Origin of the sequence: Streptomyces sp. NPDC003247, from assembly GCF_042888135.1 — a bacterium.
Lineage (GTDB): Bacteria > Actinomycetota > Actinomycetes > Streptomycetales > Streptomycetaceae > Streptomyces.
In genome coordinates, this window is the sequence record NZ_JBIAPF010000002.1 from 404293 (window position 1) to 426546 (window position 22254).

General features: G+C 74.6%; 18 protein-coding genes and 1 riboswitch. Of the genes, 10 read left to right on the plus strand and 8 right to left on the minus strand.

What is annotated here, in order from left to right; genetic code table 11:
- Window positions 1–252 precede the first annotated feature (252 nt).
- Both purN and purH read left to right on the plus strand, forming a co-directional pair.
- Window positions 253–891: a phosphoribosylglycinamide formyltransferase gene (gene purN, locus ACFYWQ_RS06735; RefSeq protein ID WP_389513453.1), complete on the plus strand. Its 639-nt coding sequence runs from the start codon at window positions 253–255 to the stop codon at window positions 889–891.
- Window positions 888–2471, plus strand: coding sequence for a bifunctional phosphoribosylaminoimidazolecarboxamide formyltransferase/IMP cyclohydrolase (gene purH / locus ACFYWQ_RS06740; protein ID WP_389513454.1), 1584 nt, complete (start codon window positions 888–890; stop codon window positions 2469–2471). Before purN ends, purH begins: the two co-directional genes overlap by 4 nt.
- A 130-nt stretch (window positions 2472–2601) precedes the next feature.
- Here purH and ACFYWQ_RS06745 read toward each other — a convergent pair whose 3' ends face one another.
- Window positions 2602–3252, minus strand: a complete 651-nt coding sequence (locus ACFYWQ_RS06745) for an RDD family protein (protein ID WP_389513456.1) — start codon at window positions 3250–3252, stop codon at window positions 2602–2604.
- 309 nt (window positions 3253–3561) lie between these two features.
- On the opposite strand from ACFYWQ_RS06745, the gene ACFYWQ_RS06750 reads away from it, so the two are divergent.
- From ACFYWQ_RS06750 to ACFYWQ_RS06765, 4 genes are all read left to right on the plus strand, one after another.
- The gene (locus ACFYWQ_RS06750) at window positions 3562–4416 is read left to right on the plus strand and encodes a bifunctional methylenetetrahydrofolate dehydrogenase/methenyltetrahydrofolate cyclohydrolase (RefSeq protein ID WP_389513457.1); all 855 of its coding nucleotides are present in this window, start codon (window positions 3562–3564) and stop codon (window positions 4414–4416) included.
- The gene (locus ACFYWQ_RS06755; protein ID WP_389513459.1) at window positions 4406–5020 is read left to right on the plus strand and encodes a DUF3017 domain-containing protein; all 615 of its coding nucleotides are present in this window, start codon (window positions 4406–4408) and stop codon (window positions 5018–5020) included. The genes ACFYWQ_RS06750 and ACFYWQ_RS06755 overlap by 11 nt, the downstream gene beginning before the upstream one ends.
- 352 nt (window positions 5021–5372) lie before the next feature.
- On the plus strand, window positions 5373–6314 hold the full coding sequence (locus tag ACFYWQ_RS06760; RefSeq protein WP_389513461.1) for a helix-turn-helix domain-containing protein: 942 nt from the start codon (window positions 5373–5375) through the stop codon (window positions 6312–6314).
- A gap of 747 nt (window positions 6315–7061) precedes the next feature.
- Window positions 7062–8051, plus strand: a complete 990-nt coding sequence (locus ACFYWQ_RS06765) for a malate dehydrogenase (RefSeq protein ID WP_389513463.1) — start codon at window positions 7062–7064, stop codon at window positions 8049–8051.
- 163 nt (window positions 8052–8214) lie between these two features.
- On the opposite strand, the gene ACFYWQ_RS06770 is transcribed toward ACFYWQ_RS06765, so the two are convergent.
- From ACFYWQ_RS06770 to ACFYWQ_RS06800, 7 genes are all read right to left on the minus strand, one after another.
- Window positions 8215–11601, minus strand: a complete 3387-nt coding sequence (locus tag ACFYWQ_RS06770; protein ID WP_389513465.1) for an SAV_2336 N-terminal domain-related protein — start codon at window positions 11599–11601, stop codon at window positions 8215–8217.
- Between the two features lie 4 nt (window positions 11602–11605).
- Window positions 11606–12556 (minus strand): AAA family ATPase, encoded by a 951-nt coding sequence (locus ACFYWQ_RS06775; protein ID WP_389513468.1) that lies wholly within the window; start codon window positions 12554–12556, stop codon window positions 11606–11608.
- Entirely contained in the window at window positions 12553–14772 is a 2220-nt protein-coding gene (locus ACFYWQ_RS06780; RefSeq protein ID WP_389513471.1) for a trypsin-like peptidase domain-containing protein, read from the minus strand. Before ACFYWQ_RS06780 ends, ACFYWQ_RS06775 begins: the two co-directional genes overlap by 4 nt.
- A gap of 3 nt (window positions 14773–14775) precedes the next feature.
- A complete protein-coding gene (locus ACFYWQ_RS06785) occupies window positions 14776–15165 on the minus strand; it encodes a CU044_2847 family protein (protein WP_389513473.1) in 390 nt (129 codons plus the stop codon).
- A 353-nt stretch (window positions 15166–15518) separates the two neighbouring features.
- Window positions 15519–16235: an isocitrate lyase/phosphoenolpyruvate mutase family protein gene (locus ACFYWQ_RS06790; protein WP_389513475.1), complete on the minus strand. Its 717-nt coding sequence runs from the start codon at window positions 16233–16235 to the stop codon at window positions 15519–15521.
- Window positions 16232–16681: a carboxymuconolactone decarboxylase family protein gene (locus tag ACFYWQ_RS06795; RefSeq protein ID WP_389514367.1), complete on the minus strand. Its 450-nt coding sequence runs from the start codon at window positions 16679–16681 to the stop codon at window positions 16232–16234. The genes ACFYWQ_RS06790 and ACFYWQ_RS06795 overlap by 4 nt, the downstream gene beginning before the upstream one ends.
- An 86-nt stretch (window positions 16682–16767) precedes the next feature.
- Window positions 16768–17277, minus strand: coding sequence for a carboxymuconolactone decarboxylase family protein (locus ACFYWQ_RS06800; RefSeq protein ID WP_389513477.1), 510 nt, complete (start codon window positions 17275–17277; stop codon window positions 16768–16770).
- 47 nt (window positions 17278–17324) lie between these two features.
- Here ACFYWQ_RS06800 and ACFYWQ_RS06805 point away from each other — a divergent pair, with 47 nt between their 5' ends.
- The 4 genes from ACFYWQ_RS06805 to ACFYWQ_RS06820 all read left to right on the plus strand — a co-directional run bounded on the left by ACFYWQ_RS06805 (window position 17325) and on the right by ACFYWQ_RS06820 (window position 22180).
- Window positions 17325–18743: a PLP-dependent aminotransferase family protein gene (locus ACFYWQ_RS06805; protein ID WP_389513479.1), complete on the plus strand. Its 1419-nt coding sequence runs from the start codon at window positions 17325–17327 to the stop codon at window positions 18741–18743.
- 213 nt (window positions 18744–18956) lie between these two features.
- Window positions 18957–19313: a hypothetical protein gene (locus tag ACFYWQ_RS06810; RefSeq protein WP_389513481.1), complete on the plus strand. Its 357-nt coding sequence runs from the start codon at window positions 18957–18959 to the stop codon at window positions 19311–19313.
- 31 nt (window positions 19314–19344) lie between these two features.
- Complete coding sequence (locus tag ACFYWQ_RS06815) at window positions 19345–20529, plus strand: glutathionylspermidine synthase family protein (protein WP_389513483.1); 1185 nt, start codon at window positions 19345–19347, stop codon at window positions 20527–20529.
- Window positions 20530–20597: 68 nt separating this feature from the next.
- Window positions 20598–20684: riboswitch (ZMP/ZTP riboswitch) on the plus strand.
- A 44-nt stretch (window positions 20685–20728) separates the two neighbouring features.
- The gene (locus ACFYWQ_RS06820) at window positions 20729–22180 is read left to right on the plus strand and encodes a glycine hydroxymethyltransferase (RefSeq protein ID WP_389514368.1); all 1452 of its coding nucleotides are present in this window, start codon (window positions 20729–20731) and stop codon (window positions 22178–22180) included.
- Window positions 22181–22254 lie beyond the last annotated feature (74 nt).

The window sequence follows — 22254 nt, forward strand, 5'->3', positions numbered from 1 at the left end:
CCCTAGGTGATCACATCGGTGATTACGGCTGTCTGGTGCTGGCGGTCACTCCGGGAACGCTCCGCGCAACGACCGCGTTCCCGAGTCCGCTCGCCTCAGACGCTACCTTCCGGCCACGCCCCCGTCCCGTGGGGGCCGTCCGGTGTGCCGGTATCGTTGCTGACGGTCGGCCGCTTCGTAGACTTCCCCGTATCCCGGGGCGCGAAGCACTTGTACGACCGCACAAACGCACCCCCGAGAAAGGGCCCCGCCGTGGCCGCCAAGCCCGTGGCCGAGCCGGCCAAGCGCCTTGTCGTGCTCGTCTCCGGATCCGGTACGAACCTCCAGGCGCTGCTCGACGAGATCGCCGCCACCGGTGCCGAGGCGTACGGCGCCGAGATCGTCGCCGTGGGCGCCGACCGCGAGGGCATCGAGGGGCTCGCGCGGGCCGAGCGGGCCGGGATCCCGACCTTCGTGCGGAAGGTCAAGGACTACGGCACCCGCGCGGAGTGGGACGCGGCGCTCGCCGAGGCGGTCGCCGCCCACGAGCCGGACCTCGTCGTGTCCGCCGGGTTCATGAAGATCGTGGGCAAGGAGTTCCTGGCGCGGTTCGGCGGGCGGTTCGTCAACACCCACCCCGCTCTCCTCCCCAGTTTTCCCGGTGCCCACGGCGTCCGTGACGCCCTCGCGTACGGCGCCCGGGTCACCGGCTGCACCGTCCACTTCGTCGACGACGGCGTCGACACCGGCCCGATCATCGCCCAGGGCGTGGTCGAGATCCGGGACGAGGACGACGAGAGCGCGCTGCACGAGCGCATCAAGGAAGTCGAGCGAAGGCTGCTCGTCGAGGTCGTGGGGCGGCTCGCCCGCAACGGCTATCGCATTGAGGGACGAAAGGTAGTTATCCAGTGACCGCCGACAGCACTGTCACGGCCGAGAACACCCAGCGGGCCATCCGTCGCGCGCTCGTCAGCGTCTACGACAAGACCGGGCTGGAGGAGCTCGCGCGCGGACTGCACGAGGCCGGCGTCGAGCTCGTCTCCACCGGCTCCACCGCCGCCCGGATCGCCGCGGCCGGCGTCCCCGTCACCAAGGTCGAGGAGCTCACCGGCTTCCCCGAGTGCCTGGACGGCCGCGTCAAGACCCTGCACCCCAAGGTCCACGCCGGCATCCTCGCCGACCTGCGGCTCGAGGACCACCGCCGGCAGCTCGCCGAGCTGGGCGTGGAGCCGTTCGACCTCGTCGTCGTCAACCTGTACCCGTTCCGCGAGACCGTCGCCTCCGGGGCCTCGCCCGACGAGTGCGTCGAGCAGATCGACATCGGCGGGCCGTCCATGGTGCGCGCCGCCGCCAAGAACCACCCCTCCGTCGCCGTCGTGACCAGCCCCGAGCGCTACGACGACGTCCTCGCCGCGGTGAAGGCCGGCGGCTTCGACCTCACCACCCGCAAGCGGCTCGCCGCCGAGGCCTTCCAGCACACGGCCGCCTACGACGTGGCGGTCGCCTCCTGGTTCGCCTCCTCCTACGCGCCCGTCGACGAGTCCCGGTTCCCCGACTTCCTCGGCGCCACCTGGGAGCGCAAGAACACCCTCCGCTACGGCGAGAACCCGCACCAGCCCGCCGCCCTCTACGTCGACGGCACGGGCGGCGGTCTCGCCGAGGCCGAGCAGCTGCACGGCAAGGAGATGTCGTACAACAACTACACGGACACGGACGCCGCGCGCCGTGCCGCGTACGACCACGACGAGCCGGCCGTCGCGATCATCAAGCACGCCAACCCCTGCGGCATCGCGATCGGCGCGGACGTCGCCGAGGCGCACCGCAAGGCGCACGCCTGCGACCCGCTGTCCGCGTTCGGCGGCGTGATCGCCGTGAACCGGCCGGTCAGCAAGGCGATGGCCGAGCAGGTCGCGGAGATCTTCACCGAGGTCATCGTGGCGCCCGACTACGAGGACGGCGCGCTGGAGGCCCTCGCCAAGAAGAAGAACATCCGGGTGCTGAAGGCTCCGGGCGCTCCCGCGAACCCGGTCGAGGTCAAGGCCGTCGACGGCGGTGCGCTGCTCCAGGTGACGGACCGGCTCCAGGCCGACGGCGACGACCCGGCGAACTGGACCCTGGCCACGGGCGAGGCGCTCTCCGCCGAGGAGCTGCGGGAGCTGGCCTTCGCCTGGAAGGCCTGCCGGGCCGTGAAGTCCAACGCGATCCTGCTCGCCAAGGACGGCGCCTCGGTCGGCGTCGGCATGGGTCAGGTCAACCGGGTCGACTCCGCGAAGCTGGCCGTCGAGCGGGCCGGTGCCGAGCGCGCGCAGGGCTCGTACGCCGCCTCGGACGCGTTCTTCCCCTTCCCGGACGGGCTGGAGATCCTCACCGAGGCCGGCGTCAAGGCCGTGGTCCAGCCGGGCGGTTCGGTCCGCGACGAGCTGGTCGTCGAGGCCGCGCGGAAGGCGGGCGTCACGATGTACTTCACCGGGACGCGGCACTTCTTCCACTGAGCCGCGGTGAACCGTCACCGCGGGAACGGAACCGCGGTGAACCGGACCGCGGTGACCCGGACCGCGGTGGGGTGAACGGGCAACGGCCCGCCGGTCGACGACCGGCGGGCCGTTGCCCGTTCCGTACCGCTCAGTGGGAGCGGATCACGATCGAGCTGCACACCTTGTCGGCGAACGTCTGCCGCTTGGCGTCCCACGCCGGCCACAGCCAGCCCAGGTAGCAGGGCAGGCTGTCCAGGAAGTGGGCCAGCCGGCGGACGAACGCCATGCCGACGCCGAGCGGCTGTCCGTCGATCTCCCGCACCAGACGGATGCCCAGCGCCTTCTTGCCGACCGTCTGACCGGTGCGGCCCTCCTGGATCAGCTGCCAGACGGCGATGGCGATGAAGACGACGAGGCCTATCACCGCCAGCGCCGGGGTGTCCTGGCCGAAGATGATGAGGGCGTAGGGGATCGCGAAGATCAGCGCGTCGACCAGGGTGCCCAGGAAACGCTGGCCCCAGTTCGCGTACGGCGGCTGCACGCCGTAGCCGGCCTGCTGCGGGTAGCCGAGGTCCTGGGGGTATCCGGGCTGCTGCGGGTATCCCGGCTGCTGGGGATAACCGGGCTGCTGCTGCGGGTACCCGGGCTGCTGCTGGGGGTAGCCGGGCTGGGGCTGGCCGTAACCCTGCTGGGGGACGCCCTGCGGCGCCTGCTGTCCGTAGCCGGGCTGGCCGTAGCCGGGCTGCCCCTGCTTGGGGTCCTGCGGCTGGCCGTAGGGGTCGGGCGGGCCGAAGCTCATGACGGTTTTCCTCCGTTGCACGACTGGGGGACGAGGCGGGGCGCGCGGAGGAAAATCGATGAACGAGCGGTACTCCCCCCAACACTGACCGCATACTGCGGGACTCATCGTTCTAAGAGAGACGAGCTCCTGTCCAGTCGCATTGTCCAGGCTTTGTGCAAGTGCAACCTGGCAGCCCTCCATCGGAACGATCATCGGACCGGGTGTGGGGCGGCCCCCTCCGGGCCCCGCCGGACATCCTTCGGGCCCCCTTCGGGCCGGGGTGCCCCGGATTGGAACCGGGGGGCCGTCATCCGGGAGGATGGGGTCATGACCGCCCAGATTCTCGATGGCAAGGCCACCGCAGCCGAGATCAAGTCGGATCTGACCGCCCGTGTGGCGGCGCTGAGGGAGAAGGGCGTGACGCCCGGCCTCGGCACGATCCTCGTCGGGGACGACCCCGGCAGCCAGAAGTACGTCGCCGGCAAGCATCGCGACTGCGCCCAGGTGGGCATCGCCTCCATCCAGCGCGAACTGCCCGCCACGGCCACGCAGGAGGAGATCGAGGCGGTCGTACGGGAACTCAACGAGGACCCCGCCTGCACCGGTTACATCGTCCAGCTGCCGCTGCCGAAGGGCATCGACGAGAACCGCGTGCTGGAGCTGATGGACCCGGCCAAGGACGCCGACGGCCTCCACCCCATGAACCTCGGCCGGCTCGTGCTCAACGAGCCCGCACCGCTGCCCTGCACGCCCAACGGCGTGCTGACGCTGCTGCGCCGCCACGGCGTCGAGATCAAGGGCGCCGAGGTCGTCGTCGTCGGCCGTGGGGTGACCATCGGGCGTTCGATGCCGCTGCTGCTGACCCGGCGCAGCGAGAACGCCACGGTGACCCAGTGCCACACCGGCACCCGCGACCTCCCCGCCCACCTGAGGCGCGCCGACATCGTCATCGCCGCCGCCGGTTCGGCCCACCTGGTCCGGGCCGAGGACATCAAGCCGGGCGCGGCCGTCCTCGACGTCGGCGTCTCCCGCAACGCCGAGGGCAAGATCGTGGGCGACGTCCACCCGGGCGTCCGCGAGGTCGCCGGCTGGATCTCCCCGAACCCGGGCGGCGTCGGCCCGATGACCCGCGCGCAGCTGCTCGTCAACGTGGTCGAGGCGGCGGAGCGCAGTGTCGGCTGAGCCCCGGGACATCTCCGGCGCACCCGAGGACGTGCAGGACACCGGGAACGCTACCGCCACCACCCCCACCACCGACGGCGTCGACGACGACGCCCAGCGCGTCGACACCGGGCAGAGCGGCCAGGACGCGAAGGCCGTCGAGGACACCGGGAACGCCGGGGACATCGAGGTCCGCGACCCCGTCAGCGCGCCCGACGTCGACGGTGTGCCGCGCCGTGCCATGCGCCGCTCCCCGCTGTTCACCCGGGACACCGCGCGTCCCGAGGGCGGCGGCCGGGCCGCGCCGGGCGACGCCCCGGCGCCCGCCCGGCAGTGGCCGATCCTCACCGTCCTGGGCCTGGTCGCGCTCGGCCTGCTGCTGACCGCGCTCGACCTGTTCCGGATCGGCACGATCCTGATCGGCGTCGCCCTGCTCGCCGGTGCGGCGCTGCGCTGGCTGCTGCCCGGCGTCGGCATGCTCGCCGTCCGCTCCCGGTTCACCGACATAGCGACCTACGGCGTGCTGGGCGCGGCGATCGTCCTGCTGGCGATGATGGCCCAGCCGAACCCGTGGCTGCAGATCCCGTTCCTCAAGGACACCCTGCACTTCACGGTCGACAGCTGACCGCACGCCGGTAACGGCGGCCCGTCCCCTCCCCCGAGTCAGGACGGGCCGCCGTCGCGTTCCACGCTCCCGTACCGCCCACGGCCGGTTCAACGGCCGGCGGCCCGCTGTGGCACAGCGGTGACCGTTCCGCCACCGTGTCCGCGCCCCGCCACAGTTCAGGCCGCCCCGGGAACCGGCCACCCGCCCGACGTCGTCGTACGTCGTCGTCCTAGTCGTACGTCTCGTCCGGGCACGCGGAGTGTCCGGGCACGCGGAGGGTCCGGGCGGCCGGAGTGTCCGGGGCAGCCGGGGCGTCCGGCCGGGCGCTACCGTGACCGGACAGGGGACACGGCGCAGGAAGGGGGGATCGATGCCTCGCTGGAAGGACCTGCCCGACGCACTCGACCCGCAGGTCGGGGAGTTCGTCGGGCACCTGCGGCAGATCGTGGACCGTGACGGCCTGACCCTCGCGCGGATCGCCGACCGCACGCACTACGGCAGGGACTCCTGGGAGCGGTACCTCAGTGGCCGGCTGCTCGCCCCCAAGGGCGCGGTCGTCGCCCTCGCCGAGATCACCGGCACCGACCCCGCCCCGCTGGTCACCCTGTGGGAACTGGCCGAACGCGCCTGGAGCCGCGCTGAACTCCGCCAGGACCTGGGGGCACAGGCCGTACGCCTCTCCCGTGCCCGGACGGTGACGGCGCCGGCGCCCGGGGCCGTCGGACCGGCGGGGGCGGCGCGGAAACCGCTGCCGGCGCCGGAGCGCGGAGACGGGGCCTCCGCGGAGGACGCGGGTCCGCCGCCGGGCCGTCACGCGCGGCGGCCGGCGCTGTTCCTCGCCGGTGTCGCCGGGGTGGTGATCGTCGTGGTGGGCGCCTTCTTCCTCACCGACGGGGGTACTCCCCGCGAGGAGCGGACCGCCGCCGGGCCGACCGCCCCGCCCGCCCCGTCCGCGTCCCCCAGCTCCTCCCTGCCGCCCGGCGTCCTGTGCGGCGGTGCCGGCTGCACCGGCAAGGACGCGGAGTTGATGGGGTGCAGCGGCGCCCTCGCGACCACGGCGACGAGCGTGACCGTCGGCACGACCCTCGTCGAGGTCCGCTACAGCCGGACGTGCGGGTCCGCCTGGGGACGGATCGTCCGGGCCGGGCTCGGGGACCAGGTGCGGTTGACGGCCGGGTCGGTCCGGCAGACCGGCGGCATCACCACCGCCGGTGACACCATCGCGTACACGCCGATGGTGGCGGTGCCGGAGCCGGGACAGGCACGGGTCTGCGCGGTGCTGGCGTCGGGGCTGGAGGGGTGCACGGCGTAACCGGGGGCGGCGGGCGGGTGCCCGGACGACTCCCGGTCGACGGGGACGCGGGACGGCTCCCGGTCGACGGGGACGCGGGACGGCTCCCGGCCGACGGGGACGCTGGACGACTCCCGGTCGACGGGGACGCTGGACGGCTCCCGGTCGACGGGGACGCCGGGCGACGCGTCGTCCGACGGAGACGCTGGACGGCTCCCGGGCAACGGGGACGCTGGACGATTCCCGGCCGACGGGGACGCCGGGCGACGCGTCGTCCGACGGGGACGCCGGGCGACGCGTCGTCCGACGGGGACGCCGGGCGACCGTCGACCGGGCCGGTCGTTGGGCCGATCGGGTGGGGAGGGGCCGGCGGGGGAGAAAACCGGCGCTCGGAGGATTACCGGAGCCCGCCTCGGGCACGCGGAACGTACCCCCACGGGAGTCCGGCACATCCGGCACCCCCACCCGGCGGTCGCCCGTCCTCCTCTCCCGGACCGGCGGCCGCCGCTCCGCGTCCCCTGCCCGAGCCCTGCCCGCGCCCCGCTCCGTCCCCTCCGTTCCGCGCCGCCGGGCAGGCCGCGCGTGGCGTCCGGGCCGGTGGCGGGGGGTGTGCGGGAGCGGTTGTGGGACGGACCACACTCCACCCCGGACGTCCGGAATCCCGGATGCGCGATAGCCTGACCGCTGGATGGATCTCTTGACGCCAAGAGATCGATCAAACGTCCGGGGCAGGGACGCCCCACCGCCAGCTGTCATACGGAGAACGCCATGACCCGCACTCCCGTGAACGTCACCGTCACCGGCGCGGCCGGCCAGATCGGTTACGCCCTGCTCTTCCGCATCGCCTCCGGCCAGCTGCTCGGCGCGGACGTGCCGGTCAAGCTCCGCCTGCTGGAGATCACCCCGGCGCTGAAGGCCGCCGAGGGCACGGCCATGGAGCTGGACGACTGCGCGTTCCCGCTGCTCCAGGGCATCGACATCAGCGACGACCCGAACGTCGCCTTCGACGGCGCCAACGTCGCCCTCCTCGTGGGCGCCCGCCCCCGCACCAAGGGCATGGAGCGCGGTGACCTCCTGGAGGCCAACGGCGGCATCTTCAAGCCGCAGGGCAAGGCCATCAACGACCACGCCGCGGACGACATCAAGGTCCTCGTCGTCGGCAACCCGGCCAACACCAACGCCCTGATCGCCCAGGCCGCCGCGCCGGACGTACCGGCCGAGCGCTTCACCGCGATGACCCGCCTCGACCACAACCGCGCGCTGACCCAGCTCGCGAAGAAGACGGGCTCGACGGTCGCCGACATCAAGCGCCTGACCATCTGGGGCAACCACTCCGCCACCCAGTACCCCGACATCTTCCACGCCACCGTCGCCGGCAAGAACGCCGCCGAGGTCGTCAACGACGAGAAGTGGCTGGCCGAGGACTTCATCCCGACCGTCGCCAAGCGCGGTGCCGCGATCATCGAGGCCCGTGGCGCGTCCTCCGCCGCCTCGGCCGCCAACGCCGCCATCGACCACGTGCACACCTGGGTCAACGGCACCGCCGAGGGCGACTGGACCTCCATGGGCATCCCGTCCGACGGCTCCTACGGCGTCCCGGAGGGCCTGATCTCCTCCTTCCCGGTCACCACCGAGAACGGCACGTACGAGATCGTCCAGGGCCTGGACGTCAACGAGTTCTCCCGCGCCCGGATCGACGCCTCCGTGCAGGAGCTGGCGGAGGAGCGCGAGGCGGTCCGCTCGCTCGGCCTCATCTGATCCGCCCGCGCGAACCGGACCGGCTCGCGCGCACCGAACCGACCTGGTCCCCGGGTGGCATCGAGCCACCCGGGGACCGGCGCGTCCGGCCCCGGGCCGCTATGGCGTCCCGCCCGGCGCCCCCGTGCTCCGGGCCCCCGACGGCGCCCCGCCCGCCCCGGCCCTACGGCCCCTGCACCACCTTCTCCGCCAGGTCGACGAACGCCTTCACCGTCGCCCCCCGCAGCCGGCTCACGTCCTTGAAGCGCGGGGCGGTGAGCGCCTTGTCGAAGGGGACGGGGACCACCTGGTTGACGCTGACGCCGAGGTGGCCGGCGAGGGCGAGCGGGTCGCGGCGGGCCGAGGGGCCCTCGACCTCGCTGACGACGACGATCGCCTCGTCGGCGAGGCGCCAGCGCCGCTCCTCCCGCAGCCGCTGGAGCACGCGCCGGGCGGCCACGAGGAACCAGTCGGCGGTGCCGCAGCACAGGATCAGCCGGTCGGTCAGGTCCAGGACGGTGTCGGCGGACGCGTCGAGCCGCTGCGGCGCCCAGTCGGTGAGGACGAACGAGTAGTAGGGCTCGGCGCGGGCCAGTACGTGCTCGTAGGCCTGGGTGTGGACCAGGTTCGGGTTGGAGTGGCCGGGCGGGTGGGCGGCGACCTCCAGACCGGAGGGCAGACGGGTGGTGAGGGCACGGACCTCCGCGTAGGAGGGGTCGGCCGGGAGGCCGGCGAGATCACGGACGGTGGCCGGGTTGCGGCGGGTGAGGAAGCGGTTGAGGCCGCCTTCGTGGGCCGCTCCGTCGAGGGCGAGGACGGGTTCGCCGCGCAGGGAGGCGAGGAGCGTGCCGAGGACCATCGTCGTCGTGGCCCGGCCGCTGTAGTGGTAGGCGCCGACCAGGGTGACCCGCCTGCCGTGGCCGAGGGGCGCCCGCAGCCGGGCCAGGCGGGCCTCCGCCTCGCGGCGGGCGCCGCCGAACCGGGGCAGCGGCAGGACGCGGTCGTCGGGCGGCGCGGGGGACGCCGGAAGGGCGAGCGGGACGCGTTCCGCGGGGCGGGCGGTGACCGAGGACGCGGGCGGGACGGTGCGTTCGACGCGGGACTGGGCGATGTAGCGGGCCAGGACGTCGGCCACGTCGCCCGCGCCGGGACGGGCGGCCGGGTCCGGGTCGAGGCAGCGCAGGACGAGGCGCCGCAGCCGCCGCCAGGTGTCGCCCTGCCACAGGTGCATGCCCTCGGGGCGGCCCGGCAGTTCCCAGCCCGCCTTGCTGCTGACGAGCTGGAGCAGCTCGCCCAGCGCGCGCACGTTGTCCTCGGGCGTCGGCAGCGGGCCCGTCCCGGCGTACACGCCGTCCACGGCGCAGTCGGACAGGTCGCCGAGGACCACCGAGCGGCGCAGCACGAAGATGTTCTCGGCGTTGAGGTCGGCGGGCACGAGCCCGTGCAGGTGGCACAGGGCGAGGGCGCCGGCGAGGTGCCAGCCGACGACCAGCGCGGTGATCTTGTCGAAGGGGGCGGTGCCCTCCGCGTGGGCGGCGTTGAAGATCTCCGCGAGGCGGGGGGCGGCGACCTGCCGGGAGCCGTCGTCGACCGGCGCCGCCGCCAGCCACGGCGGGTCGTCCTCGATCCCGGTGGCGAGCAGGGCGGGGGCGTACTGCCCGCCCAGCCGGCGCAGCGCCTCCGCCTCGACCTCGATCATCCGGGGGTGGCCGGCGGGGAGGTCGGCGCGCGGGGTCCGCACCAGGGCGGTGGAGCCCCGGTCGTCGACGCCGTCGTACTCCGTCAGACGGCGCAGGCGCCGGCGGCGGCGCAGCCGGTAGGGGCCCAGCCGCCGGGGGTCGGTGTCGGTGAGCGGGCCCCAGCCGTCCGAGGGGGCGGGTCCGTGGCCGTGGCCGGCACCCAGGCCCTGCGTCTCCTGGTCGAAGGAGACCCCGAAGCGGGTGAGGAGCCGGCGCTCGACGCTGGTGAACGGCCGGCGCGTGCCGAACAGCTGGGCCGGGCCGTCCGGGTGGGCGAGCCAGGCCGGGAAGTCGGGCGAGTGGCCGGCGAGTTGCTCCAGGCGCCGGCCGATGCGCCGGCTGGTGCGCAGCAGTTCGGCCTGCGGGACCGCGTCGAGCAGGACCAGGCGCGACGCGTCGGAGAAGTCGAAGACCTGGTGCTTGGCGGGGAGCGGGCCGGGCACCGGCGCCGGGTGCGGGCGCATCAGGCCGCCGAGGAAGACCTCCGCGAGATGGGAGGTGCGCGCCCGCCACGGGACCGCCGTCTGCACCAGCCGCATGACCGGCACGGTGAGCGGGGACACGGCGGCCAGGTGGGCGGCGAGACGGTACGCCTCCGGGGTGGCCGCGTCCCGGAAGTGCTGGGGGTCGCCCGGGTCCCCGGCCGGGCCGCCGGGCCCGTGGCGGCCGGGCGGGGCCGCCAGGGGCAGGGAGACCGTGGCGCCGGGGGAGGCCAGGAGGTGGGCCCAGGGGCGCAGGGAGGCGGCCGTCGGTTCCAGCACCGGTACCGGTACGCCGTCGAAGGCGGCGAGGTCCGGCGGGAGGACCGGGTCGGTGATCTCCCAGGAGGTGTTGGCGCCGCCGATGCGCCGGGTCGTGACCTGCCAGTGTTCGGCGTGGATGCCGGAGCCCTCCCACAGGTCGGGCGGCAGGGTGTGCAGGACGGCGGTCGGACCGCGGGAGGCCCACTGGGACAGCAGCCGGTGCAGGGTGCCGCCGCGCCAGGCCGCTCCCATGCCGTCGCTGACGACCAGGACGAGCGTGTTCCCGGACGGGTCGCTGACCGCGCTCAGCGGTACGGGTGTGCTGTCCGGACGGAAGGGGCGGGCGTGCAGCCGCGGTTCGGGCGCGTCCCGGGTGTCCAGGCCGAGGACCCGGCTGGTCGCGAAGGCGCCCAGCCGCTCCAGCAGGGTGCGCAGTTCGGCGCCGAGGCGGTGCCACAGCAGCATCGACAGGCCGTCGTCGACGAGCAGCACCAGGTGCAGCCAGCGTTCCTGCACGGGCCGTTGCACCACGTCGGGCAGCCGGGTCTCGGCGAGTTCCGCGGCGGTGCGTTCCTCGTCGATCTCCCGGCGGTGCGGACTGGCCCGGCGGCGGCGCAGCGGCCGCAGCGCCCGGCCCACGGCGAGTTCGCCCGTGAGGGCCTTGTCCTCGGGGACCCGTACCGGCATCGCGCGGCCCGGGTCGGGGGCGTGCCGCAGCCGGATGTCGGGCATCGGGGGCGCCGGTGCCTGCCGGGCCGCCGCGTACAGGGAGCGGCCGGTGAGGTCGGGCAGGTCGGGATCGTCGGGCCGGGGCGCGGGGGGTGCCGGGCCGGTGCCGTCGGGCTCGGGCTCGGGCCGCGGCGGGGCCGGCGGGTGGTCGACGGGCCCGGTGCGGTGGAGCGGGGCGGCGGCTCCCGAGGGCAGCCGCCCGGCCAGCCACAGCACGTCGAGCACCTGGTCGGCGTCCAGGTCGTGTCCGCAGGCCCGCAGCACCCGCAGCGCCTCCGCGAGCCGCGCCCCGCCGCCCGCCGGCCGTCCGCGTGCCGGCCCCCCGTGCCCTGTCCCCCCGTGCCCCGTCCCCCCGTTCATGGCGTCACATGGCCCCGGTGAGCTGGTGCAGTACGGCGTCCAGCAGGCCCTCGGCGTCCAGGTCGACGCCGCCGGTGCGCAGGAAGACGGCGTTGAGGAGCTGGTCGGTGGCGAGTTCGCCGGGGGCGCGGCGGCGCAGGAACGCGTCGATCAGGTCGTCGGCGTCGCGCAGCGCCTCCTCGCCGAGGTGGGCGGTGACGATGGCCCGCAGCCGTGTCTCGTCCGGCACCGGCAGGTCGAGGCGGACGCAGCGCCGGAGGAAGGCGGGCGGGAAGTCGCGCTCGCCGTTGCTGGTGATGACGACGACCGGGAACTCGGCGCACTGCACGCGCCCCTGGTGCACCGTCACGGTGCCGCGGTGGTCGGCGGTCCGCACGTCGACGTCGGCCATCTCCTCGGGCAGCCGGGTCAGTTCGGGGATGTCGAAGTAGCCCTCCTCGAAGACGGTCAGCAGGTCGTTGGGCAGGTCGACGTCGCCCTTGTCCATCTCGTCGACGAGCAGGGCGCGGGGCGTGGCGGACGGCACCAGGGCGGTGCCGAGCGGGCCGAGCCGGATGAACGTGCCGATGGACGGCTCGCCCTCGCCCCGGTCGCGGCTGAGCGTCGTCTCGCGCAGCCGTCCGATCGCGTCGTACTGGTAGAGCGCCTCCTTGACCGTGGAGCGGCTGTTGATGGACCAGCGCAGCAGCGCGCCGAGGCGCAGTTCGTGGGCGACGGCGCGGGCGAGGGAGGACTTGCCGGTGCCGGCCGGACCGGTGACCAGCAGGGGGCGGCGCAGATGGAGGGCCGCGTTGACGACGTCGGCGTGCTGCGGCTCGATCAGGTAGGGCAGTTCGGGCCGGACGGCCGGGGCGGGGCTGAACCGGCGCCACGGCGGTGCCGAGGGCAGGTCGACGGCGCGCGGGACGCCGTCGCCGCGGAAGAGGCGCCAGTCGGCCTCGGGTACGGAGGTCATGCGCCCTCCTGGGGCTCGGTCAGGTGCAGCCGGGGCACCGTGCGGTCGGCGTCCGCCCAGGCGAGGACCGGGCGGCCGGGGAACTCCGGAGCGCGTGTCCCGCGGGCGTTGGCCCGGTAGACGCGGACTCCGTCGGGCAGTTCACGGGTGGCGACCTGCGCCATGTGCCGGACGACGTGCGACGACGAGGACGTCGTGGGGGAAGACGCGGGGGAGGCCGCCGAGGATGACACCGGAGACGGCGGCTTGTCGCCCCCGCGGTCCCACACCACGACCGGTATGCCCACCGCGAGGCAGATCTGAACGATGGCGTCGCGCGGGCCCGGGGGGACGTCGACGGAGACGCGGACCGTGTCCAGCCGGCCCATCAGCTCGTAGTAGACCTGGTGCGGGTCCTGGGCGGGGTCGGACACGACCAGCGTCTCGCCCGAGTCGAGCTGCCTCCACCGTTCACGCCAGTCGGGGAGGAAGCGCTCGTGCCGGTGGAGGAGCTCCGGGCAGTGCACGACCAGGGGGAACTCGACGCCGAGGACGCCGGGTACGACCTCGCCGGGCGCCTGCGCGGCCCACTCGTCGACCGGCAGGTTGAGGTCCGCCCGGTCGACCAGCACCTCCACGAGCGGCCGGCCGGCCTCCGTCGCCCCGGGCGCGAGGGTCTCCAGGACGCGCAGCAGTTCGCGCGCCGCCTGGGACGCCGAGTAGGTGGCGGAGCTGTCGGTGGAGACCTGCCGGGGCCCGGTGCCCTCGTCGCACCACACCCGCAGCCGGTGGCGGCCCCGCCCGGCGCGCGTCACCCGGGCGAGCACCCGCACCCGCCGGTCCCCGGCCCGCAGCGTCCGGGCCCACTCCTGGGCGTCGGAGCGGCGCTCGCGCAGGGCCGCCAGCGGGATGCCGAGCCGCCCGGCCACACCGTCCGACCACAGCCGCAGGTCCGCCTGCCGGGGCGCGGGGCACAGCGCGGCGACGTACTCGACGACCCGGAGCAGCACGGGCACCCGGGGACCGCCGTCGTCGGAGTGGCCGTCGCCGGGCAGGGTCTCCAGCCGGTCGAGCAGCACGTCCAGGGTCTCCCCGTCGTACGGTGCGGCGACCCGCTTGGTGGCCTCGCGGACCGCTTCCGGGACCCGGGTGAGCACCGGCCGTTCGACCCGGCGCAGCAGTTGGTGCAGCCGCCGGTGCTCGCGCGGCGACAGCAGCAGCGGGGTGGCGGACAGCCGTCCGGCGACCAGGGCGCGGTCGGCGGCCCGGGGGTCGCGGGGCCGCAGGATCTCCGCGAAGGCCGCCAGGGCGCGGGGCTGGAGGAGGAGGAAGGCGGCGAACTCCTCCACCGTCGGAGGCGTCACCGGGCTGCCCGGCGCGACGCCGCAGGCGTGGGCGAGCTGCCGGGCGGTGTCACCGAGGGTGTACGGCGACGGCAGCGCGTTGCGGATCGCCGCCACGAGCATGCCGTGGGCGGGGTCGTCGGACTCGGACTCCTCCGGCCCGGCGGCGTCGTCCGCGTCCAGCACGCCCAGCGGCCGCAGCTCGGCCTCCACCCGCTGCCAGGGGATGCCCCAGCTCCGCCGGATCAGCTGCTGCGGGCTGTGCGGGACGGGCTCCCCGCCGGGGCCGCACTCCGGCATGAAGTGCGCCGCGACCAGCCCCACGACGGCGCCCTCCTCCTCCGACCACAGCGGTCCGCCGCTGTAGCCGGGGCCGACCGCCATGCCGGTGCTCTTGCCGTCGAGGTAGCCGACCGGCCCGTCCAGCGCGGCGACCCGCAGATCGGCGAAGGTCGCGCCGCGCCCGCTGCCGTGCCAGGCGCGTACCGTCTGCCCCGCCGCCATGGCGGTACGGCGGTGCGGGGCGGGCACCCCGCCGGGCGGGGCGTCCACGCGCAGCACCGCCAGGTCGCCGAGCCACTCGTCGTCGCCGGCGCGCACCGGCCCGCCGTCCGGCGCGCGGGGCGGGATCCAGTGCACCACGCGCGCGGGGAACCGTTCGTCGCGCCACGGCCCCCGGAGGTCGACCAGCACATCGTCGAGCCGGGGCACCCGGGACTCGAACATGCCCCTGCCCAACGCCACGTTCACGACGTGCGCGCAGGTCAGCAGGGTGTCGACGGCGAGGACGACCGCCCCGCCCGCCGTCCCGCCGTCGGCGGACCGCCGTACGGACGCGACGCACGGACCCGACTCGGCGCCGTCGGCACGGCCGACGGACTTGAACCAGCCCACGGATCACTCCGCGCCGGTCGCCGGTTTCCACGTGGCGGTGACCGTGAGGTGCGCCTGCCCGTTCCCGCCGACGATGCCCAGCTTGAGGTCCTGCCCGACCTGCACCCCGAAGGTGACGCTCAGTTCGTCCGGCGGGTCCGGCACGCCCCGCACGGAGTCGTGCACCTCCTGGATCAGCGGCCCGAGCGGTCGCAGCGCCCCGCGCAGCGCCCCGGCGGCGAGGTCGGCGACGGCCGCGCCGGCCGCCCCCACGGGCACCGCCCGGCCCATCCCCGCGGGACGGTCGTCGTCGTCCCGCGCCGCGGGGACACCCGCGGGACCACCCGCGGCGGGCCCGAGGAGGAATCTGACGGGAGTGCCGTCGTCTAACGCTGTGTTGATCGAGGTGGACACGACAGCATTCTGATCGACAGAGCGGGCACGTACCAGGCCTTTGCACCAAAACGTACCGGCCGGATACCGGCCATGGAGCGGCCGGGCACCGGCGGTACGGGCCGAGTACGGGCCGCGCACCGGCCGCGCACTGGCCACGCACCGGCCGAGTACCGGCCTCGCACCGGCCACACCCCGGCCTCGCACCGGCCGAGTACCGGCCTCGCACCGGCCGAGTACCGGCCTCGCACCGGCCGAGTACCGGCCTCGCACCGGCCGAGTACCGGCCTCGCACCGGCCGAGTAGCGGCCGCCGCGGACCGGGCAGGGGGCCCGGTCCCCGGCCGCGTCCTGCACGCGGCCCGGGCGCCCCCGTTACCGCAGTCCCCCGGCGATCTCCCCGAGGGCGGCGGCGGCCCGGCGCTGCAACCCGGGGCCGAACGTGACCCGGGTGGCCCCGAGCCCGCCGAGTTCGGCCGGTGAGGGGCCCTCGCCGACCTTGGCGAACACGTTGACCGGCCCCTCGATCCCGGCCCGCAGCAGCGGCAGCACGGCGGTCGGCGCGCCGATCGGGTACACGCAGTCGGCGCCGGCGGCGACGTACAGCGCGGCCCGTTCGACGGCCCGGTCGGGATCGGTGACCCCCAGGACGAAGGTGTCGACGCGGGCGTTCACGAACAGCTGGTCGGCCGCCGCCGACCGCACCTCGGCGAGCCAGTCGGCGTGGGCCCGCGGGTCCTTGAGGACACCCTGGTGCGAGTCCTCCAGGTTGCAGCCCACGGCGCCCGCCTCCAGCAGCCGCTCGACCAGTTCCTTCGGCGGCAGGCCGTAGCCGTCCTCGACGTCCGCCGACACCGGCACGTCCACGGCCCGGGTGATCCGCGCGACCGCCGCGAACATCTCCTCCGCCGGCGTTTGACCGTCCTCGTACCCGAGGGCGGCGGCCACCCCGGCGCTCGGGCTGGCCAGCGCCGGGAAACCGGCGTCGGCGAGGACCCGGGCACTGGCGGCGTCCCACGGGCCCGGCAGGACCAGCGGGTCCTCGCGGGCGGGGCGGCGGTGCAGGGCGCGGAACGTCTCGACCTTGTTCACGGGCGGTAGCCTCCTGGCGCGATCCGGCGGGTGACCATCACCCGGTTCCAGTTGTTGATGGCGATGATCAGGGCGATGAGATGCGCCAGCTCGGCGTCCCCGAAGTGCCGGGCCGCCCTCGCGTACACCTCGTCCGGAACGAACCTGTCCGTCAGGACGGTCACCGCCTCCGTCAGCGCGAGCGCGGCCCGTTCCCGCTCGTCGTAGGCGTCCCCGGCCTCCTCCCAGGCGCTCAGCAGGTCGAGCTTCTGCGCGGGGACGCCGTGCTCCCGGGCGATGGCCAGGTGCATGTCGAGGCAGAACGCGCAGTGGTTGACCTGCGAGGCACGGATCACGACGAGCTCGGCGAGCGCCGGGTCGCCGAGCCCCCTCTTCGCGGCGGCGCTGAGCGCGGACAGGGCCTGCCCGACGGCCCGGTCCAGCGGCGCGGTACGCGCCCCCGTCACCTGTGCCGCCCCCGTCACCTGTGCCGCCCCGGTCACCCGTGCCGCCCCCGTCACCTGTGCCGCCCCCGTCACCTGTACTGCCCCGGTCACTTGTGCTGCCCCGGCTCGTAGTGGCCCGGCACCAGCCGGCAGGTCACGCCGAACCGGTTCCACGCGTTGATCACCGTGATCGCGGCGATCAGCTGCGCCAGCTCGGCGTCCTCGAAGTGCTTCGCCGCCCTCGCGTACACCTCGTCCGGCACGAAACCGTCCGTGAGGACCGTCACCGCCTCCGTCAGCGCCAGGGCGGCCAGTTCCCTCTCCGTGTAGAAGTGCTCCGACTCCTCCCACGCGCCGAGCTGGACGATCCGTTCGACGCTCTCTCCGGCCGCGAGCGCGTCCTTGCTGTGCATGTCGAGGCAGAGCGCGCAGTGGTTGAGCTGCGAGGCGCGGATCTTCACCAGTTCCAGCAGCTTCGGTTCGACGCCCTTCCGGGCGGCGGCGTCCAGCCGGATCATCGCCTTGAAGACGTCGGGGGCCAGCTCGGCCCAGGCGAGGCGGGGGGTGTGTTCGGGGGCGTACTCCACGGCCGTCGCGGTGGTGTCGTTCGTGGTCATGCCGTCGACCCTAGGAGCGAGGCAGCCCAGGGGTATGGTCCATTTCCATGGCGGAATCATGGGCCACTCTGGGCGTCGACCTGCATCTCGAACCGACCGGTCCCGGCCTGCGCCGGGGCCTGACCGACGCCCTGCGCGAGGCGGTCCGCAGCGGCCGGCTGGCCCCCGGCACCCGGCTGCCGTCCTCCCGCACGCTCGCCGCCGACCTCGGCATCGCCCGCAACACGGTCGCCGACGCCTACGCCGACCTGGTCGCCGAGGGCTGGCTCACCGCCCGGCAGGGCTCGGGCACCCGGGTCGCGGAGGGGGTCCCCGCCGTACCCACCGGGCAGCGGGGGAGGACGGCCGCGCCGTCCCCCGGCGTGGCCGCCCCGCCCCGCGAGCCCCACCGCCCGGCGTACGACCTGCGCCCCGGCACGCCCGACCTCGCCTCCTTCCCGCGCGCGGACTGGCTCAAGGCCGCCCGCCGCGCCGTCACCGCCGCGCCCCACGACGCCTTCGGCTACGGCGATCCCCGCGGCCGCGTCGAACTGCGCACCGCGCTCGCCGGCTACCTCGCCCGCGCCCGGGGCGTGCGCACCGACCCCGGACGCGTCCTCGTCGTCGGCGGGTTCGTGCACGCGCTCAAGGTGCTCGGCGCGGTCCTGCGGGCGCGCGGGGTCCGCACGGTCGCCGTCGAGTCGTACCGCCTCGACCAGCACGAGAGGCTCCTGACGGCGGCCGGCCTGCGCACCCGGCCGCTCCCCTTCGACGGTCTCGGCACCGACCCCGTGCCGCCGGCCGACGCGGGCGCCGTCCTGCTCACCCCCGCCCACCAGTTCCCGATGGGCGTGCCGCTGCACCGCGACCGGCGGGCGGCCGTCGTGGACTGGGCGCGGCGCACCGGCGGGCTGGTCCTGGAGGACGACTACGACGGCGAGTTCCGCTACGACCGCCAGCCCGTCGGCGCCCTCCAGGGCCTCGACCCCGACCACGTCGTCTACCTGGGCACCGCCAGCAAGTCCCTCGCCCCCGGTCTGCGGCTCGCCTGGGCGGTGCTGCCGCCCGGCCTCGCCGAGGAGGCCGCGGCGGCCAAGGGCCACATCGACACCTGCGGTGTCCTGGACCAGCTGACCCTCGCCGAGTTCATCGCCTCCGGTGCCTACGACCGTCAGGTGCGCTCCGTCCGTCTGCGTTACCGCCGCCGTAGGGACGCCCTGGTCACGGCGCTCGCCGCCGCCTCCCCCGGCGCCCGGGTGACCGGCATCGCGGCGGGACTGCACGCCGTGGTGAGCCTGCCGCCCGGCACCGAGCGGTCGGTGGTCCGGGCGGCCACCTGGCAGGGGCTGGCCCTGTACGGACTGTCCTGGTTCCGCCACGAGGAAGCCGTGGCGGACCCGCTGGACGCCCTGGTCGTCGGCTACGGAACACCACCGGACCACGCCTGGACGGGCGCGCTGGCCGCGCTGTGCCGGGTGCTGCCGTAGCGGGGCACGGCGGCGCACATCAAGAGCGCACACCCCCCCGCACACCGCGCGAACGGCCCGCGGGCGGGCGGCTAGGCCCGGGGCCCCTTCACGCGCCCTCCCGGCGATCTCTAGGCTGAACGGCGGAAAGAGGCCCGGAGGGATCGCCGGGCCGAAGCGACGGGGAGACGGGCCCGGAGAGATCGCCGGGCCGCTGCGACGGGGGGACAGGACATGGCGGACACACGCAGGCGGCTGCGTTCCAGCACGGTCGTGCTCGGCGGGATGGGCGTCGTCGCGGCGGCCCTCACCTCCTGCGGCTCCGACCCCGACCGCCGGTGCGTGGACCGCGACAGCTACGACTACGTCTACGGCTACAAGGTCGTCGCGGACAAGAACTGCTCGTCGTCCGCCTCCGCCTCCTCCGGCAGCGCCCGCAAGAAGACCACCACCGGCAAGCAGATGGACGCCGCCTGGTACTACGACGCCGACGTCAGCTCCGGCCACGCCGACTACGGCACCTTCAGCCGCAGCGAGGCCGTCGACCGCGGCGGCTTCGGCTGCTCGGGCTCCGGCAGCAGCGGCGGCTGAGCGGGCCCCGGAACGCACGCGCACGCACGCCATGGAACGCCGCACCATCGAACCCCGCCCCGGCTGGCAGCGGACCGTCGAGGAACAGGGCCTCGTCTACCCCCTCACCCGCCACCCCGACGGCACCCTGCGCCCCTACTGGGACGAGAGCGCCTACTACGTCCTCACCCTCGACGAGGTCGAGGCACTGGAGGAGACCGTCGAGGAACTGCACCGTATGTGCCTCGCCGCGGCCGCCCACCTGGTGGACACCGACCGGCTCGCCGACCTCGGCATCACCGACCCGCGGGTCGCCGCCATGGTCACCGAGGCCTGGCACCGCCGCGCCGAACTGCCCTCCGTGTACGGCCGCTTCGACCTCCACTACGACGGCACCGGCCCGGCCAAGCTGCTGGAGTACAACGCCGACACCCCCACCTCCCTGGTCGAGGCCGCGAGCCCCCAGTGGTTCTGGATGGAGGAACGGTTCCCGGGCGCCGACCAGTGGAACTCCCTCCACGAACGCCTCGTCGACGCCTGGCGCGAGCAGGCTCCCCTCCTCCCGCCCGGCTCCCCCCTGTACTTCGCGCACTCCGCGGCCGACGAACTCGGCGAGGACCTGATGACGGTCGCCTACCTGAAGGAGACCGCGGAACAGGCCGGCCTGGACACCGCCTGGATCCCGGTGGAGGACATCGGCTTCGACCGCCTCTCCGGCCGCTTCGTCGACCACCGGCTCCGGTTCATCCGCAGCTGTTTCAAGCTCTACCCCTGGGAGTGGCTCACCACCGACCGCTTCGCCGGCCACGTCCTCGACACCGTCGACAACGGCGGCGGCACGGGCACCACCCTGTGGATCGAGCCCGCGTGGAAGATGCTGCTCAGCAACAAGGCCCTGCTGGCGATCCTGTGGGAGCTGTACCCCGGCCACCCCAACCTGCTCCCCGCCCACCTGGACGGCCCCCGCGACCTCGCCGCCACCACCGGCTACGTCGCCAAGCCCCTGCTCGGCCGCGAGGGCGCGGGCATCACCGTCCACCCGCCCGGCGCCGACCCTGTCGTCCGCGCGGAGCCCTGCTGCTACCAGCAGCTCGCGCCGCTGCCCGCCTTCGACGGCAACCACGTCGTCCTCGGCGCCTGGGTCGTCGGGGACGAGTCCGCCGGCCTCGGCATCCGCGAGTCCTCCGGTCTGATCACGGACGAGTACGCCCGCTTCCTGCCCCACGTGATCCTTTAGACCGGGGCCCAGGAGGTCTCGTCTGGCGGACGTGGCACCGGTTCCCGGCGGCCCGCCCGGTAGGCTTTCGAGCAGGCCGTGACTGGCGCGCTGGGATGGGACGGACCATCGGGGAGCGGCCTGACGTAACAGTGCCGTGCGCCTGGGCCAGACCGAGAACCGTGACCGCTCGCACGCCACGCCACCGGAGGCCGACGACATGCCCGAGCAGCAGCCCCTCTCCACCGAGTCCACCGCCTTCCGCGCCGCCCTGGACGTGATCCGCGCGGTCGAGCCGCGGGTCGCCGACGCCATCGGCCAGGAGGTCGCCGACCAGCGCGAGATGCTCAAGCTGATCGCCTCCGAGAACTACGCCTCCCCGGCCACCCTGCTGGCGATGGGCAACTGGTTCAGCGACAAGTACGCCGAGGGCACCGTCGGCCGCCGCTTCTACGCCGGCTGCCGCAACGTCGACACCGTCGAGTCCCTCGCCGCCGAGCACGCCAAGGAGCTGTTCGGCGCCCGCCACGCCTACGTCCAGCCGCACTCCGGCATCGACGCCAACCTCGTCGCCTTCTGGGCCGTCCTCGCCGACCGCGTCGAGGCCCCCTTCCTGGAGAAGACCGGCGCCCGCCAGGTCAACGACCTCACCGAGGCCGACTGGGCCGAGCTGCGGCAGGCCTTCGGCAACCAGCGCATGCTGGGCATGTCCCTGGACGCCGGCGGCCACCTCACCCACGGCTTCCGCCCGAACATCTCCGGCAAGATGTTCGACCAGCGCTCCTACGGCACCGACCCGGCGACCGGCCTGATCGACTACGAGGCCCTGCGCGCGTCCGCCCGCGAGTTCAAGCCGCTGATCATCGTCGCCGGTTACTCCGCCTACCCCCGCCTGGTGAACTTCCGCGTCATGCGGGAGATCGCCGACGAGGTCGGCGCCACCCTCATGGTCGACATGGCCCACTTCGCGGGCCTGGTCGCGGGCAAGGTCCTCACCGGCGACTTCGACCCGGTCCCGCACGCCCAGATCGTGACGACCACCACCCACAAGTCCCTGCGCGGCCCGCGCGGCGGCATGGTCCTGTGCGACGACTCCCTCAAGGACCAGGTGGACCGCGGCTGCCCGATGGTCCTCGGCGGCCCGCTCCCGCACGTCATGGCCGCCAAGGCCGTCGCCCTGGCCGAGGCCCGGCAGCCCGCCTTCCAGGACTACGCCCAGCGCATCGTCGACAACTCCCGCGCCCTCGCGGAGGGCCTGACGCGCCGCGGCGCCACGCTGGTGACCGGCGGCACGGACAACCACCTCAACCTGATGGACGTCGCCACCTCCTACGGCCTCACCGGCCGCCAGGCCGAGGCGGCGCTGCTGGACTCCGGCATCGTCACCAACCGCAACGCCATCCCCGCCGACCCCAACGGCGCCTGGTACACCTCCGGCGTCCGCGTCGGCACCCCGGCGCTCACCACCCGTGGCCTGGGCACGGCGGAGATGGACGAGGTGGCGGGCCTGATCGACCGCGTCCTCACCACCACCGAGCCGGGCACCACCAAGTCGGGCGCCCCGAGCAAGGCCGCCCACGTGCTGGACGCGAAGGTGGCGGAGGAGATCTCCCAGCGGGCGACGGACCTGGTCGCGGGCTTCCCGCTGTACCCGGAGATCGACCTGGGCTGAAGCGCCCCGCAGGGGGCGTGGGGAACCGCGCGATCGGCTCACCGCGATCCGCGGTTCCCCCCGCACGGAAGCCC

Bases quoted from the DNA above. Each gene is read 5' to 3' on its own strand.
- ACFYWQ_RS06770 (WP_389513465.1), bottom strand. From the start codon at position 11,601: ATGAACGGGGGGACGGGGCACGGGGGGACAGGGCACGGGGGGCCGGCA.
- ACFYWQ_RS06815 (WP_389513483.1), top strand. From the start codon at position 19,345: ATGGAACGCCGCACCATCGAACCCCGCCCCGGCTGGCAGCGGACCGTC.
- ACFYWQ_RS06750 (WP_389513457.1), top strand. From the start codon at position 3,562: ATGACCGCCCAGATTCTCGATGGCAAGGCCACCGCAGCCGAGATCAAG.
- ACFYWQ_RS06765 (WP_389513463.1), top strand. From the start codon at position 7,062: ATGACCCGCACTCCCGTGAACGTCACCGTCACCGGCGCGGCCGGCCAG.
- ACFYWQ_RS06745 (WP_389513456.1), bottom strand. From the start codon at position 3,252: ATGAGCTTCGGCCCGCCCGACCCCTACGGCCAGCCGCAGGACCCCAAG.
- ACFYWQ_RS06800 (WP_389513477.1), bottom strand. From the start codon at position 17,277: ATGACCACGAACGACACCACCGCGACGGCCGTGGAGTACGCCCCCGAA.
- ACFYWQ_RS06810 (WP_389513481.1), top strand. From the start codon at position 18,957: ATGGCGGACACACGCAGGCGGCTGCGTTCCAGCACGGTCGTGCTCGGC.
- ACFYWQ_RS06775 (WP_389513468.1), bottom strand. From the start codon at position 12,556: ATGACCTCCGTACCCGAGGCCGACTGGCGCCTCTTCCGCGGCGACGGC.
- ACFYWQ_RS06805 (WP_389513479.1), top strand. From the start codon at position 17,325: ATGGCGGAATCATGGGCCACTCTGGGCGTCGACCTGCATCTCGAACCG.
- ACFYWQ_RS06760 (WP_389513461.1), top strand. From the start codon at position 5,373: ATGCCTCGCTGGAAGGACCTGCCCGACGCACTCGACCCGCAGGTCGGG.
- ACFYWQ_RS06820 (WP_389514368.1), top strand. From the start codon at position 20,729: ATGCCCGAGCAGCAGCCCCTCTCCACCGAGTCCACCGCCTTCCGCGCC.